Below are 15,433 nucleotides of genomic sequence, written 5' to 3'. Positions count from 1 at the left end.
TTGTCTCCTATTATTTGTGTAAACCACACTCTTTGTGTTCAGGGTTTTCCCACCACCATCTTCCAGCTCTTATATCTTCACCATCTTTAATGGCTCTGGTACAAGGAGCGCATCCAATACTTGGAAATCCCTTATCATGAAGTTTATTGTATGGAACTCTATTTGTTTTTATGTAATCCCATACATTCTCTTCAGTCCAATTAATCAAAGGATTTACTTTTATTACTTTGAAGTTTTCATCCCACTCAACTAAAGGCATATCAACTCTTGTTACACTTTGAGCTGCTCTTAAACCTGTAATCCAAACTTCAACATCTTTTAAAGCTCTTTTTAAAGGTTCGATTTTTCTAATATTACAACAGTTTTTTCTGTTGTTTATACTTTCATAGTGACCATTTATGCCTTGAGTTTGATATAACTCTTGAACTTTTTGGCTGTTGGGGAAAAACACATCAATTTTTACACCATATTTTAAATTTGTTGCATCCATAACATCATAAGTTTCAGGATGTAATCTTCCTGTATCTAATGTAAATATTGTTGCATTCTTATCTTGTTTTAAAATAATATCTGTCAAAACTTGGTCTTCTGCTGCTAAGCTTGAACTAAGCGCCACATTTTTGAATTTTGTTAAAAAATATTCAATTACTTCTTTCGTAGATTTATTTTCTAAATCTTTATTTATATCTTGTATTAATTCTTTATTACTCATTTTATAACCTAAATTTGATAATCAGTTTCTGGAGGTTTTACTCTTCCAAAAGATAACTTGTTCCAAGCTCTTTCATGAAAATAGTATAAAGCCATTTTTGTAACTACTTCAATTGAACCAATTGAAGCTGCCATAATTAAATTTCCAGTAATAAAATAAGAAACAATGATTGTATCAATTGTTCCTACTGTTCTCCACGAAATCGCTTTTACAATTGATCTATATGGTTTCTCGTGCATTTATTTCCTTTTTTTATCGATAAAGAGTATTTCTACTCTTCATCATAATCATATAAACCAGAACTTAAGTATCTTTCACCTGTGTCACATAAAATTGTAACAACAGTTTTACCTTTGTTTTCAGGTCTTGATGCAATTAATTCTGCAGCATAAATATTTGCACCAGCAGAAATACCAACTAATAATCCCTCTTTTTGAGCAATTTTTCTTGAAGTTGCAATTGCATCATCATTTGATACTTGAATAACTTCATCATAAATTTTTGTATTTAAAACATCAGGTACAAACCCTGCTCCAATTCCTTGAATTTTATGAGGTCCTGGTTTTCCACCACTTAAAACAGGTGATGCTTCTGGCTCAACTGCAATAATTTGGATATTTGGATTGTGAGCTTTTAAAACTTCACCAGTTCCTGTAATTGTTCCACCTGTTCCAATTGCAGCTACAAAAATATCAATTTTCCCATTTGTGTCTGCTAAGATCTCTTTTGCAGTTGTAAGTCTGTGAATTTCAGGGTTTGCTTCATTTGCAAATTGTTGAGGAATAAAAGAGTTTGGAGTCTCTGCTTGTAATTCAACAGCTTTATCAATAGCACCTTTCATACCTTTTTCAGGAGCTGTTAATACTAAATCAGCACCTAAAGCTTTTAATAATCTTCTTCTTTCAATACTCATTGATGAAGGCATTGTAAGAACTAATTTAATTCCTAAAGCTGCACAAACAGAAGCTAATGCAATTCCAGTATTTCCACTTGTAGGTTCAATTACAGTTGTACCTTCTTTGATTAATCCAGCTTTAATCGCTGCATTTATCATATTTGTTCCTATTCTATCTTTTACAGAATGAGATGGATTCATAAATTCACATTTACCTAAAACTGTTGCACCACTTGTATTACTTGCACCTTGTAATTTTACTAAAGGTGTGTTACCAATTAATTCTGTTATGTTATTTGCGTATTTCATTTTGTTTTCCTTTATTCTTATTTATATGTTGTAATGTAAAAATTCATTATATTTTTCTTGATAATCATCTAGTTTATCAAGGCTAATATCAAAAATCTTTTTCATACTATTTTTAGATTCATCAAAGAAAATATTCAAAATTGGATTATCCGCTTTTGAATCTATAATCTTTATATCATCTTCTAAAGCAATTAAAATATCAACTATTTTTATCTCTTTAGCACTTCTAGCAAGTATGTAACCACCTCTTGCTCCCCTTATACTTTTCACAAGTTCTGCTCGTCTTAATTTACTTAAAAGTTGTTCCAAGTAATTTTGAGGAATATTTGCATTTGCTGATATTTCCTTGATTTGCATGGGACTATCTTCTTTGTGTTTACTTAGCTCATACATGGCTGTTAAACCGTATACACCTTTTGTTGAAATTAATGGCATTTTATTAATTTCTTAATTTAATGCTTGATTTAAATCTTCAATTAAATCAATAGTATTTTCCAAACCAATAGAAAGTCTAATAGTTACAGGATTTACACCAGCTTTAATTAAATCTTCAGGACTCATTTGTGAGTGAGTTGTAGATGCTGGATGAACAATAAGTGATTTACTATCTCCAATATTTACAACTACGCTGAATAATTTTGCACTATCAATTACTTTTTTTGCTTCTTCAAAAGATCCAACATCAAATGAAATAAGTCCTGATGATTTTCCACCTTTGAAATACTTTTGAGCTTTGTCATAATACTTGTTAGATTTTAATCCTGGATAATTTACAGCTTTAACCTTTGGATGTGACTCTAGAAATTTTGCAACTTCTAAAGCATTATCAGAGTGTTTATCAACTCTTAAACTTAATGTTTCTAATGATTGAATTAATAACCATGAATTAAAAGGTGCTGGAACTGCTCCAATATCTCTTAAAAGTGATAATCTAATTCTTAAACAAAAGTTTGGAAGAGGAACATCTGTATAAACTAAACCATGATATGACTCATCAGGTGTTGTAAAGTGTGAATATCTGTTTTCGTTTGCTTTGAAAAATTCAGCTAATCCAGCTCTTTCTACAACAATACCACCAAGTGCTGTACCTTGACCACTTGTGTATTTTGAAGTTGAGTGAACTACAACATCAATTCCCCATTTAATTGGATTAAATAAAGCAGCACTCGCAACTGTATTGTCACAAATAGTTATTACACCATGTTTTTTTCCAATTGATGATATTTTTTCCACATCTGCAATGGCAATTTGTGGATTTGATAATGATTCAAAATAAATAGCTTTTGTTTTATCATCAATTAAACTTTCTAAATCAGAAGCATCTTCACTTTTAAATACTTTTGCAGTAATTCCAAATCTTTTCATTGTGTAAGCAAATAAAGTAACGCTTCCACCATATAATTTATCAGAAATAATTATATTATCTCCAGCTTCAGCCACATTTGCAATTGCATAAAATGATGCAGCTTGACCACTTGATGTACAAATAGCAGCAGCTCCACCTTCAAGTGCAGCAAATCTTTGCTCTAAAATATCCGTTGTTGGATTATTTAATCTAGTATAGATTGGACCTAATTCTTTTAATGCAAATAAATTAGCCGCATGCTCAGAATCTCTAAATGCATAAGCTGTTGTTTGAGAAATAGGAACAGACATCTCACCATTACCTTGTTTTTTGTTATAACCAGTGTGGATCGCAATTGTTTCGTTTTGCATATTCTTCCTTTCTTTTTTTGTTCATTCTCTTAATATGTTGGAATTATAGAACAAATATTTATTAATGTCAAGTGATTTAATCACAATTAATGTAATACCCTTTAAATAAGGGGTGTATAAGTAACTTGATTAAATCTATCAGGATTATATCAGATGATTAAGTAATTTTAAGTTAAAATACCAGCAAATCAACATCTTGGATAGTTCTTATATGGAAAAATATAACATTTTTGACAAAATAATAGTGGATAAAAAAGAAGAAAACTTTTTTGAAATTTTCAGAAATGAAACAATAAAAATAGAAAAAATAGTATCTAATGGTCAAAAATCATCAGAAAACTTTTGGTATGAACAAGAAAAAAGTGAATTTATACTACTTTTAGAAGGTTTTGCAATACTTGAATTTGAGAATAGAGAAGTGGAACTGAAAAAAGGTGATTGTATAAATATAAAAGCAAAACAAAAACATAGAGTTAAATTTACAAGTTTAGATGAACCAACTATTTGGTTTGCAGTTTTTTATTAAAAGGAAGAATTTGAGAATAGCAATTATAGGAGCAGGCGCTGCTGGGATTATGGCAGCGATTACTGCTAAAAGATTAAATAAAAATCTGCAAATTGATTTATTTGATGCAAATAAAAGTATAGGTAAAAAAATACTAGCAAGTGGAAATGGAAGATGTAATATCTCAAATTCAAATATCACTTCAAAGAATTATATAGGTGAAAATCCAGATTTTATAAATTATGCACTAAAAGAGTTTGATTTCAAAGCTTTTGAAAAGTTTTGTAAAAGTATCGGACTTTTGCTTGATATAAAAGAGAGTGGAAAAGTTTATCCACTTTCAAATGAAGCAAAATCTGTAACAAATCTTTTGGAGTTAGCTTTACAAGAGTTAGATGTTAGAGACTTTTTAGAGACTTTTATAAATGACATCGAAAAAGAGGGTGAAAAGTTTATAATAAGAACCGATGAAAAAGAATTTAAAGATTATGATAAAGTGCTAATTTCAAATGGTTTAGGTGCCGCTCCACAACTAAATGCTTCAGAAATCGGACTTGATTTCGCTTCAAAATTCGGACACTCATATAATCCAACTTACCCATCTTTAGTAGGATTAAAAACTGAAAACACTTATAATGGAAAACTTCAAGGAGTTAAAAAAGAGTGTAATGTAAGTTTATTTATAAATGGAAATTTGGAGCAAGAGATTTTTGGAGATGTATTATTTACAAGTTATGGAGTTTCTGGTTTTGCAATACTTGATATTTCACAATTAGCAGTTTTAAATCTAACTTCATATCAAGATGTAAAAATAGGAATAAACTTCTTTCCAAAAATAAACAGAAACGATTTAGCAGACCAAATCCAAGCACTTTTTAAAACAGTACCAAATCAAAAAGCAGTAGATATTCTAACAGGAATAATATCAAATAAAATAGCACCAGTTTTATTAGATATTTGCAAAATTGACCTAAATACAAAAGCCTCTGAAATAAATGCAAAACAAATAAAAGCAATCTCATATCAACTAAATCAATGGAAACTAAAAGTAATAGATTCACAAGGATTTGGTCACGCAGAAGCAAGTGGTGGTGGAGTAAGAACTGCTGAGGTTGATAATAAAACTTATGAGAGTAAGTTGGTTAAAGGTCTATATTTTGCTGGTGAAGTTTTAGATATAGTAGGAAATAGGGGAGGTTTTAATCTCCAATTTGCGTGGGCAAGTGGCTATTTGGTTGGGAAGAGTTTTGGGAAAATAAAGTAAAAAGGAAATATTTTGTTGTTATATCATTACACAAGTATAGAAGGTTTTTTAGGAATTATTTCCTCTAAAAGTTTATGGGCAAGTCATTGTCAATATTTGAATGATGCAAGTGAATATGAACATGCATTAAATTATGCAAAAAATATAAGTTCAGATATATTTATGAATGATGATTATAATGCAGGATTTGGATTTATATTAAGAAAAAATATTTCTTTAATTCCTGATAATAGTAATGTATTTATTACATCATTTAGTGAAAAATTTGATTTATTAAGTCAATGGCGAGGATATTGCCCTCCAAATGAAGGAATCTGCATCGGTTTTGATAAAAATATAATTAAAGAATTTTGTAATCAAAATAAGTTTAAATTTGAGAAATGCATATATGAAGAAGAAATACAATTAAGAAAAATTCATGAAATTGTAGAAAAATGTTATAAGTCTTGTCCTCAACATACTATATCAAAAGGTGAATATAATTTACTTAATTCTAAGGATTGTGTTGATTTTGAAATGGATTATCATGAAGAAATAAAGAAATTTAGTAATAGTACAGATGTATTTACAAAATTTAGTAATTCTCTTATAGAATATGCTCCTCTAATTAAAAATAATGGTTTTTATGAAGAAAAAGAGTGGAGAATAATTTGTAAAAGTCCAAATACAACAATTAATTTTAGAAAAGGGAAAGGATATCTAATACCATTTATCAATTTAGATTTATTAAATTTCTCAAAAGAGATTATAAAAGAAATAATAATAGGACCTAATGTAAATGCAAGAAGATGTGAAGAGTCAATAAAAATGGTATTAGAAAGAAAAGGTTTTGTAAATATAAAAATAAAACATTCAACAATTCCTTATATATAGGATATCAGTAGAAAAATGTGAGCATTTTCAAAATAGCGTAAAGAAAAATCAAATTAAATCTGTTAAGAAATTTGAACTGTTTGAGCGACTGAGCGAGTTTTCAAATTTTAAGATTTCATTTTATTTTTTAGCTATTTTGGAACTTTGCGAACGCTTTTCTTTTGCTTACTTTTCTTTACTAAAAAGAAAAGAATGAAGTATTAATACACATCATCATGTGTCCCAATATCAATGGGAATAATCTCATTATTTTTAATGATAAAATCAATAATCACTCTATATTCCATATTTATAGAAATAGAGTGAAAATCAGTTAATTTACCCTTTAATTTATGAAGTCTAAGACTTGGATGAAAAGGGTCATTTTCTAATATAAAGATGCATTTTGCATATCTTTCAAACATATCAGGGTGTTTTTTTAGAAACTTTTTTAATCGTTTTTTGTATTCATCTGTGATGACTAACTTATAATTCATTTCTTAACTCATCAATATGTTCACTTGCTGTTTGAACTTTGAAGTTACCATTTTGTATATCTTGAAGAGATTTTAAGTATGCTAAATCAAGTTCATTTGCTCTTAATTCTTTATATCTTTCTATATCAAGTACAACATATTGGTTTTTACCTCTTACATTGATGATTAATTCATCAAATTTTTCAAGAAGGTTTGCAAAGATTGAAACACCTTTTGTTTTTATATCATTGGCATTTATAATCATATAATACTCCTAATAGTACTTTTAATAGTATTATATACTATATACTAGAATTTGTCAAAATTTTTAATTCACCACATAAATAATAACCGGAAGTAAAAACAACACAGCAATAGTACTTGATGCTGTCATTACTGCTATTTCATCTGCTGGTCCATTAAATCTTAGGGCAAAAAGATAACTAGCTGAGGCAATTGGCATTGAGTATTGAATGATTAGGGTGTCTATTAATATTTTTTCAAAATTCCCAAAAGAGAAAGTTACATAAACCACAATAAAACCAATAATGACTCTTGCAACACCCATTCTTACAGCTTTCATATTTTGCAGGATTTTAATACCAACTAATGATGAACCAAAAGCAATAAGTAATAAAGGTATTACTATTCCACCTAACATATGACATACATCTTCAATTACAAGAGGGACAGATGTATTTGTTCCTTTTAGAGTTAAGGCAATAATCAAAGCGTATAAAATAGGTGTTTGTAAGGCTTTTTTAATATTTAATGAATTATTTGCGAGCCATAATCCAATAGTAAAATGATAAATATTAATCAAAGTAGAAAAAGTAATAGCATAAACAAATGCAGTTTCTCCTAATAATACATATACGATTGGTAATCCAAGTCCTCCAGTATTTGGAAAAATAAAACTTTGAAGAAATGGTCTTATTGGTTTTTTTTCAAGTTTTAAATAAAGTATTGTAAATATTGTACAAATGATAATTATTGATGTTCCATATATTAAAATAGTTATCATATTATTTGTAGTTAAATCTTTATTGTTTATTGAAGCGATTAATAAAGCAGGAGTTCCAAGGTTCATTATCAAAGAACTAATCATATCTTTATCAAATGGTAACTCTTTTTTCTTCCAATAATAACCGATGATTATTAGTATTACAATTGGCATAAGTTTGTTAAATAATAGTTCTATCAACCCTAATCCTTTATTTTGAGAGATTAAAATCTATCTTTTAAAATCACTAACTTCTTGATTTTTTCAAACTCAAAAATACCATTATCACAAAAAACTTTGTTTTTTTCATCTAGTTTTAAAGCTTTGATATTTTTATAGTTTTTATTTTCATAAGTAAAAGAAATATAGTTTTTATCGACAATAGCTTTTTGTAAAAATCTAAATTCTATATTCACTTTTCTGATACTTTTTGTGTTTCTTGGACATTTTCATTTCCACCTAAAGCACTATATAAACTTACTCGATTTGTTAAATCTTCTTGATATTTAGATATTAATATTTGTTGCGCTGAATAAAGAGTTCTTTGTGAAATCAACACATTAAGATATGAACCTGTTCCTACTTTATATGCTTTTAGGGCTAAATCATATCTTTTTGAAACAGTATCTACAAGCTCTTTTTGTTTTATGATTTGCTCATTTATTGTAGCTCTAGTTGCAAGAGCATCTGAAACTTCCTTGAATGCTGTTTGAATAGTTTTTTCATATTGTGAAAGTGCAATATCTCTTTGTGCATAAGTATAATCAAGATTTGCACTATTTTCTCCTGCATTAAAAATAGGAAGAGAAATATTTGGAGAAAAAGACCAAATATTTTGAGCTCCACCATCAAATAAAGATGAAAGAGATTTACTAGCAATTCCCGTATTTGCAGTTAATGAAATAGATGGGAAAAACGCAGCTCTTGCAACGCCTATATTTGCGTTTTTTGCTTTTAAATTATGTTCCGCTTCTATTATATCAGGACGACCAAGAAGAATATTTGATGAAATTCCAGCTTTTACAAGTAAAAGCCAATTCTCATAATTATTAAACTCTTTTGGTAAAAGCTCAGCACTTAAAGGTTGCGCGATTAATAATTCTAAAGCATTTTTATCTTGTTCAATCATTGTTGAATATGAAATAACATTTATTTGCGCTTCATTTAATGAACCTTTTGCATCAAGTACATCAGCTTGAGAAATCACACCTGCAGCGAATCTTTTTTGTGTTAGTTCATAGGCTTTTTGCAAATTTTGTACGGTTTCATTTGAAAGTCTTAATTGTTCTGTGTGTGTGGCTAAAGTAAACCACGCGTTAATTGTTTCAGAAACTAAACTAACTTTTGTGGCATTTGCTGCAAATTGTGTTGAAAGATAACTTTGTAAAGCACTTTCATTTAGATTTTTTATTTTTCCAAATAAATCAATTTCATAAGAAGCTCCAATTGTTGCAGAATAATTATGTGAAATCGTAGTGCCATTTGAAGAGTTTATACTTTTTGAATTAGTTAATGCACCATTTGCACTAATTTTGGGAAAATCCTCAGCTTTTGAAATTCTATAAGTTGCCCTTGCTGATTCAATATTTAAAAGTGCAATTTTTAAATCTTTATTGTTTTTAACAGCTAAAGAAACAACTTCTTTCAAAGTTTTATTTTGAACAAAATCTTCCCAAACGGGTTTTGTTTGTGTTAAATTATCTTGATTTTTTGTATCAATTGGATTTTTCCATTCAAGTGGAATAACTTTTGAATCAAGTGGTTCAAGTTCTGGTTTTAAAGAAAAACAACCAGTGAAAAGAACTAAGGCAAGTGTTATTGAGATATTTGTTTTAATCATTTTGTCCTGCCTTTTTTTCTAATTCTTTCTCTACTTTTGATGAAAAAACTTTTTTAATCAAAACAAAAAATAATGGTACAAAGAAAATAGCCAAAATAGTTGCAGTTAAAGTTCCACCCACAATTCCAGTTCCAATAGAAATTCTACTATTTGCACCAGCTCCTGAAGATAAAGCAAGGGGAGTAATTCCTGCAATAAATGCTAAAGAAGTCATAACAATAGGTCTTAATCTCAAAGTTGCTCCTTCAATTGCAGCTTCAAGAAGTGGTTTACCATTTTTATATGCAGTATCTACAAACTCAACAATCAAAATAGCATTTTTAGCAGCCAATCCTATGGTTGTTAGAAGTGCCACTTGAAAATACACATCATTGTCTAAACCTCTAAAATAAACAGCTAAAACGGCTCCTACTATACCTAATGGTACAACCATTAAAATAGAAAAAGGAACAGACCAACTTTCATATAAAGCAGCCAAACATAAAAAGATAATTAGAATAGAAACTGCATAAAGTAAACCAGATTGTCCTGTTGATAATCTTTCTTGATATGAAAGTCCACTCCATGAATGCATTGTTCCATTTGAAAGTTTATCAGCAATTTTATCCATCTCATCCATAGCAGTTCCAGAACTAATTCCATTATTTGCTGAACCTTGAATTTGATATGAAGCAAAACCATTATAACGGCTTAATTCTTCTGGACCATATTCCCATTTTGTAGTTGCAAATTCTGAAAAAGAAGTCATAGTTCCATTTGCATTTCTAACTTTCCATGTATATAAATCCTCAGGTTTTGATCTAAATGGTGCATCACCTTGAATATAAACTCTTTTTACTCTTGATCGATCAATAAAATCATTTACATAAATACCAGCCCAAGCAGCACTAAGGGTATAATCAATATTACTCATAGAAAGACCTAAAGATAAAGCTTTTGCAGTATCATATTCGATTTTTAACTGTGGAGTATCATCTGAACCATCTGCTCTGATTGAATTAATTTTACTATTTTGACCAGCTTCTAATAATACTTTTTCTTTTACCTCTGCAAGAGTTGTTCTTGAAGTAATTGCATCTGCTTGAAGTTGAAATTCAAATCCATCTGTTGATCCTAAGCCTTGAACAACGGGTGGATTCATAGCAATAACTTTTGCATCACGAATAAAATAAGGTGATTTAGGATCGGCAAATGTTTGGGCAGCTCTTTGACCAATAATATCAGAACGGCTACTTAGATTAGGTCTTAAATCCCAACTTTTTAAAGAAATATAAGCAGTTCCAATATTTTGTCCACTACTGTTACTACTGTAACCAGAAATTGTAAAAATACTATCTATATTATTTGCTTCTTCTTTTAGGAAATAATCTTTTATTTTTTCTGCTACTTCAACAGTTCTTGATGTGATTGCACCAACTGGAAGGGTATATTGAACCATCAAACTACCTTGATCTTCTTTTGGAAGAAAACTTGTTGGAAGTTTTATAAATACAAAAGCTAATAATCCAATAATTGCAACATAAGTAAGCATCCAACGAATAGGTGTTTGTAATACTTTAGAAACTCCATTTTTATATTTTGAAGTAAGAGATTCAAATTTTCTACCAAACCAATGAGTAAAGCCTTTTTGTTTTTCATTTTCATCATGGGGTTTTAATATAGTTGCACATAAAGCAGGTGTTAAAGTTAAAGCCACAATCACAGATAAAACCATAGAAGAGATAATCGTAACTGAAAACTGTCTATAAATAACTCCCGTTGAACCACTAAAAAACGCCATTGGTAAAAAAACAACTGAAAGAACGGTTGCCACTCCAACTAAAGCACTTGTGATTTCTTGCATTGAAATAATAGTGGCTTCTTTTGCGGGAAGTTTTTTTTCTCTCATATTTCGTTCAACATTTTCAACAACAACAATAGCATCATCAACCAAAAGACCAATGGATAAAACCATTCCAAACATAGTAAGAGTATTAATAGAATAACCAAGAACATTTAAAATACCAAAGGTTCCAAGTAATACAACAGGAACAGCAATGGCAGGTATTAAAGTTGCTCTCCAGCTTTTAAGGAAAACAAACATTACTAAAACAACTAATAAAATAGCTTCTAAAAGTGTTTTAACCACTTCATTAATAGAAGCTTGAATAAAAAGTGTTGAATCTCTTGGATAATCTATTTTATAACCAACAGGTAGATTTGATTCATATTTACTTAAAAGAGCTTTTATACTATTAGCTGTCCTTATGGCATTTGCACCAGAAGCTAGTTGAACAGCAATACCAGAAGCTGGTTTACCACTTAATGCTGTGATATTACTATATGTTTGAGCTCCTATTTCAACCCTTGCTACATCTTTTAATTTAACAAAAGAACCATCTCTATTATGTTTTATAAGAATGTTTTCAAATTCAGGTACGGTTTTAAATTTTGATCTAGCGGTTACAGTAACTGCTAATTGTTGGTCACTAATTACAGGTAAACCACCAAGTTTTCCTGCTGATGCTTGAGAATTTTGAGCGCTTATTGCTGATTCTATATCTTGGGGCATTAGATTATAAGCTTCTAGTTTTATTGGGTCAAGCCAAATACGCATGGCATATTGTCCACCAAAAACTTGAACATCTCCAACACCTTCAAGTCTTGAGATGCTATCTTGAAGATTACTTACTAAATAATCGGCAATATCAGCTTTTTCTGCCTTTTCAGTATCATCATATAATGATGCTAATAATAAAAAATCTGATTGTGATTTAACAACTCTTAATCCTTGTCTTTGTACATCATCAGGCAAACGAGAAAGAATTTGTTGAACTTTATTTTGAACTTGAACTTGTGCAATATCAGGATCAGTTCCTTGTTGAAAAGTTACTTTTATCCTTGAATTTCCAGAAGAACTACTTGATGATGAAAAATAAATCATTCCATCAAGACCTGTAAGTTGTTGTTCAATAATTTGAGTAACACTATTTTCAACAGTTTGAGCAGATGCTCCTGTGTATGTAGCAGAAATATTTATTTGTGGAGGTGCAATATCTGGATATTGTTCCATTGGAAGTACATAAAGACTTACAATTCCTGCAATCATAATTACTAAAGAGATAACCCATGCAAAAATAGGTCTAAAAACAAAAAATCTTGCTAACATATTAAGCCTTTTTGGCTGCTTTTATTATTTGTTTTCAAGGTATTTACTACTAACATCAATAGGATTCACATGGCTTTTTTCATTGATTTTATTTAAACCTTCTATAATAATTTTATCATTATTATTAATTCCACTTGTTACAAGCCACTTATTTCCAATAGCTCTTTGTGTTGTTATCATCTGTTTTATAGTCGTGTTATCATCTTTTACAAGAGTGATTATAGGATTTGCTTTTGAATCTCTTGATACGGCTTGCTGAGGTAATAAAAATGCTTTAGTATCAATAGCTCCTTGAATAGTTGCTCTTACAAACATTCCTGGTAATAAAATTCCCTCTGTATTTGAAAATTGAGCTCGAAGTGTCACAGAACCCGTACTTTCATCAACTGCAATTTCTTGAAGTTGAAGTTGCCCTTTGTGTTCGTAAGTGCTTTCATCACTTAAAATCAAAGTAACATCAGTACTTCCTTTTTGGATATTTTCTTGACTTAAAAGTTTTCGTAAAGCTAAAAGTTGTGTATTTGATTGACTCAAATCCACATAAACACTTGATGTATCTCTAATTGTTGCTAAAGCATCGCTTTGGTTTGCACTTACTAAAGCACCTTGAGTTACATTTGAAATACTAATATATCCAGAAATAGGGGCTTTTATTTTTGTTCTTTCAAGGTCGATTTTAGCACTTTCAAGGTTTGCTTCTTTTTCTTGAACTAAAGCCTCTGCTTGTAAATAAACGGCTTTTGCATCATCTGCTTCTTGTTTTGAAGTTCCATCAAATTTTAATAACTCTTCATATCTTTGACTTTTTGTTTTGGCATTTAAAACATCTACTTTTGCACTTTGCAAAGATGCTTTTGCTTGATTTAAAGTTGCTTGATAAGTAGCAGAATCAATAAGATATAAAACATCACCTTGTTTTACAAAACTTCCTTCTTTAAAAAGTTGTTCTTTGATAATTCCACCAATTTGAGGTCTAACTTGTGAAACCAATTTTGCTTTTACTCTTCCACTTAATTCTTGTTGTAGTGCAATTGCTTGTTCTTGAAGAGTTATCACTCCCACTTCAATAGTTTTAGCTTGTGTATTTGCAGGAGCTTTATCTTCACAGCCACTTAAAACTATCAATGTAGTTGCTAATAAAATAAAAAATTTAGATTGTTTTGACACTAGGGTAGCCTTGATAATAAATTAAATGATTGTATAACATCTATGTTAATAAAATATTAATAATTAATTTTGTGTGTTTGATTTTGACCAAGAAATTATTTTTCTATCCTCTTGAATTATGTGATGAACAAGTGCAATATCAATTATTTTTGCTAATTCCTTTTCAAAAAGACTCTCATCCATATTTGGAAGTTGTTTTACAAAAGTATTTATTTTTTCAATAATATTAAGATGTAATACTTTATGCTCTTCAAGTGAAGGATAATTCATTTCTTGCATAAATAGTTCTTCATGTTTAAAATGTGATTTCATATATGCGTATAATTCTGTTAAAACTTCTTTTATTTTTGCAGTTCTTTCCTCAAGTTCGACTTCAGTAAATGCTTCTTCTGCAATATCAAAAAGTTTTTTATGCTCTGCATCAATTTTCTTATCACCAACGCTATAAATATCTTTCCATCCAAAATTCTTTTTTAAATCTGATAATGAAGTGTTCCAAAGTTGAATTTTTTTATCTTCTAAAACAATATGTCTTATAAAGTACTCTTCAATAAAATCGTTAAGAGATTTTTCAATATCATGTAATTCTAAGTTATTTAATTCAGAAATTAAAGTTGTAAGCATATCTAACATATTTTTATGAAGAAGTTTGTGTGAGCTAAGTTCTGGATAATCTATTTGTGCCATATATTTTTGTTCATTAGCAAAATGTGTTCCCACATAATCAAAAAGTTTTGAGATAACATCTTTTAGTCTGATTTTAACCTTATCATCATCTTTTAGTTTTGAAATGCTCATGGCTTCTCTAGCAATCGTAAAAAGCTTTTGATGTTCCTTATCAATCTTGAAATTATGGATATTGTATTCAGATTTCCAAATAATTGAATTGGAATTTGAGTAGCTATTCATGAAAGCCTTTAATATTTTTTTTATTACTTTTATTATAGATTTAAATTATTAATACAAGCTTTATTTTAAGATAGTTTACTATAATACAAGCAAAAACAGGAAGCATTTAAAGATGAGCAATATAAATATTATAGAAAAACCAACAACAGTTGAACAAGAAAAGTTAGTACAATCACAGTTTAATACAAATGTAGCTTTTTTCATACATTTAAAAGCATATAATAATAGCGTAAGAGATGAATTAGAAAAAAGATTATCAGAAGTTTTTTTCTTTTCAAGGGGAGTTGACTGGAAATTTGATAGTTTTGGAATAGAAAAAACAGGTTCAAGAGGAACAGAAGTTTTAGGTTATTTTATTTTTAGAGCAGTGGAAATTGAGAAATTACAAAAATTATTTGTAGAAGAGTTTAAAGACTATGAAAACGCAATAAGAATTACATGTTCAGTTTCAAAATACGAAAAAGTTGAAGAGAGCTTTTTTGAGTTAGAGATATAAAAGTTTTAACTTTTGGTAGTGTTCATCATTCTGTGTCAGCCTAGATAATTCCTAAAATTCTATCATAAATTTAAAGCATCATCAAGCCGTCCATCAAAGTGGATGGCTAGTTGTGAAATTGTTAAGCTCCAATTTCTTATT

At 29.3% G+C, this 15,433-nt stretch carries 17 protein-coding genes; 4 read left to right on the top strand and 13 right to left on the bottom strand.

The genetic code is table 11. From position 1 onward, the window contains the following. Positions 1-10: 10 nt before the first annotated feature. Genes B0174_RS02590 through B0174_RS02570 form a run of 5 tightly spaced genes read right to left on the bottom strand, consistent with a single transcriptional unit; the run spans position 11 to position 3,632 of the window. The gene (locus tag B0174_RS02590; protein ID WP_108558091.1) at positions 11-712 is read right to left on the bottom strand and encodes a phosphoadenylyl-sulfate reductase; all 702 of its coding nucleotides are present in this window, start codon (positions 710-712) and stop codon (positions 11-13) included. Between the two features lie 8 nt (positions 713-720). After that, on the bottom strand, positions 721-951 hold the full coding sequence (locus B0174_RS02585; RefSeq protein WP_108558090.1) for a DUF2061 domain-containing protein: 231 nt from the start codon (positions 949-951) through the stop codon (positions 721-723). A gap of 32 nt (positions 952-983) precedes the next feature. Further along, positions 984-1,916, bottom strand: a complete 933-nt coding sequence (cysK, locus tag B0174_RS02580) for a cysteine synthase A (protein WP_108558089.1) — start codon at positions 1,914-1,916, stop codon at positions 984-986. 21 nt (positions 1,917-1,937) lie between these two features. Continuing rightward, positions 1,938-2,351 (bottom strand): RrF2 family transcriptional regulator, encoded by a 414-nt coding sequence (locus B0174_RS02575; RefSeq protein ID WP_108558088.1) that lies wholly within the window; start codon positions 2,349-2,351, stop codon positions 1,938-1,940. A gap of 12 nt (positions 2,352-2,363) precedes the next feature. Beyond that, on the bottom strand, positions 2,364-3,632 hold the full coding sequence (locus B0174_RS02570; RefSeq protein ID WP_108558087.1) for an O-acetylhomoserine aminocarboxypropyltransferase/cysteine synthase family protein: 1,269 nt from the start codon (positions 3,630-3,632) through the stop codon (positions 2,364-2,366). Positions 3,633-3,843: 211 nt separating this feature from the next. Here B0174_RS02570 and B0174_RS02565 point away from each other — a divergent pair, with 211 nt between their 5' ends. Genes B0174_RS02565 through B0174_RS02555 form a run of 3 tightly spaced genes read left to right on the top strand, consistent with a single transcriptional unit; the run spans position 3,844 to position 6,274 of the window. Further along, entirely contained in the window at positions 3,844-4,158 is a 315-nt protein-coding gene (locus B0174_RS02565) for a cupin domain-containing protein (RefSeq protein WP_108558086.1), read from the top strand. Positions 4,159-4,168: 10 nt separating this feature from the next. Beyond that, a complete protein-coding gene (locus B0174_RS02560; protein WP_108558085.1) occupies positions 4,169-5,401 on the top strand; it encodes a BaiN/RdsA family NAD(P)/FAD-dependent oxidoreductase in 1,233 nt (410 codons plus the stop codon). A gap of 15 nt (positions 5,402-5,416) precedes the next feature. Continuing rightward, a complete protein-coding gene (locus B0174_RS02555; protein ID WP_133174784.1) occupies positions 5,417-6,274 on the top strand; it encodes a DUF2971 domain-containing protein in 858 nt (285 codons plus the stop codon). 200 nt (positions 6,275-6,474) lie between these two features. Here B0174_RS02555 and B0174_RS02550 read toward each other — a convergent pair whose 3' ends face one another. The 8 genes from B0174_RS02550 to B0174_RS02515 form a co-directional block, all read right to left on the bottom strand. Beyond that, the gene (locus tag B0174_RS02550; RefSeq protein WP_108558083.1) at positions 6,475-6,750 is read right to left on the bottom strand and encodes a type II toxin-antitoxin system RelE/ParE family toxin; all 276 of its coding nucleotides are present in this window, start codon (positions 6,748-6,750) and stop codon (positions 6,475-6,477) included. Then, positions 6,740-6,994, bottom strand: a complete 255-nt coding sequence (locus tag B0174_RS02545; protein WP_108558082.1) for a prevent-host-death protein — start codon at positions 6,992-6,994, stop codon at positions 6,740-6,742. Before B0174_RS02545 ends, B0174_RS02550 begins: the two co-directional genes overlap by 11 nt. Before the next feature lie 63 nt (positions 6,995-7,057). After that, positions 7,058-7,933 carry an AEC family transporter gene (locus tag B0174_RS02540; protein WP_108558081.1) on the bottom strand — a complete coding sequence of 292 codons (876 nt, stop codon included), beginning with the start codon at positions 7,931-7,933 and terminating at the stop codon, positions 7,058-7,060. A gap of 23 nt (positions 7,934-7,956) precedes the next feature. Next, positions 7,957-8,148, bottom strand: coding sequence for a hypothetical protein (locus B0174_RS02535; RefSeq protein ID WP_108558080.1), 192 nt, complete (start codon positions 8,146-8,148; stop codon positions 7,957-7,959). Further along, entirely contained in the window at positions 8,145-9,572 is a 1,428-nt protein-coding gene (locus B0174_RS02530) for an efflux transporter outer membrane subunit (RefSeq protein ID WP_108558079.1), read from the bottom strand. Before B0174_RS02530 ends, B0174_RS02535 begins: the two co-directional genes overlap by 4 nt. After that, the gene (locus B0174_RS02525; RefSeq protein ID WP_108558078.1) at positions 9,565-12,720 is read right to left on the bottom strand and encodes an efflux RND transporter permease subunit; all 3,156 of its coding nucleotides are present in this window, start codon (positions 12,718-12,720) and stop codon (positions 9,565-9,567) included. The genes B0174_RS02530 and B0174_RS02525 overlap by 8 nt, the downstream gene beginning before the upstream one ends. A 24-nt stretch (positions 12,721-12,744) precedes the next feature. Then, positions 12,745-13,887 (bottom strand): efflux RND transporter periplasmic adaptor subunit, encoded by a 1,143-nt coding sequence (locus B0174_RS02520; protein WP_108558077.1) that lies wholly within the window; start codon positions 13,885-13,887, stop codon positions 12,745-12,747. A gap of 63 nt (positions 13,888-13,950) precedes the next feature. Then, complete coding sequence (locus B0174_RS02515; protein WP_108558076.1) at positions 13,951-14,796, bottom strand: bacteriohemerythrin; 846 nt, start codon at positions 14,794-14,796, stop codon at positions 13,951-13,953. Positions 14,797-14,908: 112 nt separating this feature from the next. On the opposite strand from B0174_RS02515, the gene B0174_RS02510 reads away from it, so the two are divergent. Then, complete coding sequence (locus B0174_RS02510; protein ID WP_108558075.1) at positions 14,909-15,292, top strand: hypothetical protein; 384 nt, start codon at positions 14,909-14,911, stop codon at positions 15,290-15,292. Positions 15,293-15,433: the final 141 nt, after the last annotated feature.

The organism is Arcobacter caeni (assembly GCF_003063245.1).
Taxonomy (GTDB): Bacteria; Campylobacterota; Campylobacteria; order Campylobacterales; family Arcobacteraceae; genus Aliarcobacter; species Aliarcobacter caeni.
This window is presented reverse-complemented; position numbering and strand designations above follow the sequence as displayed.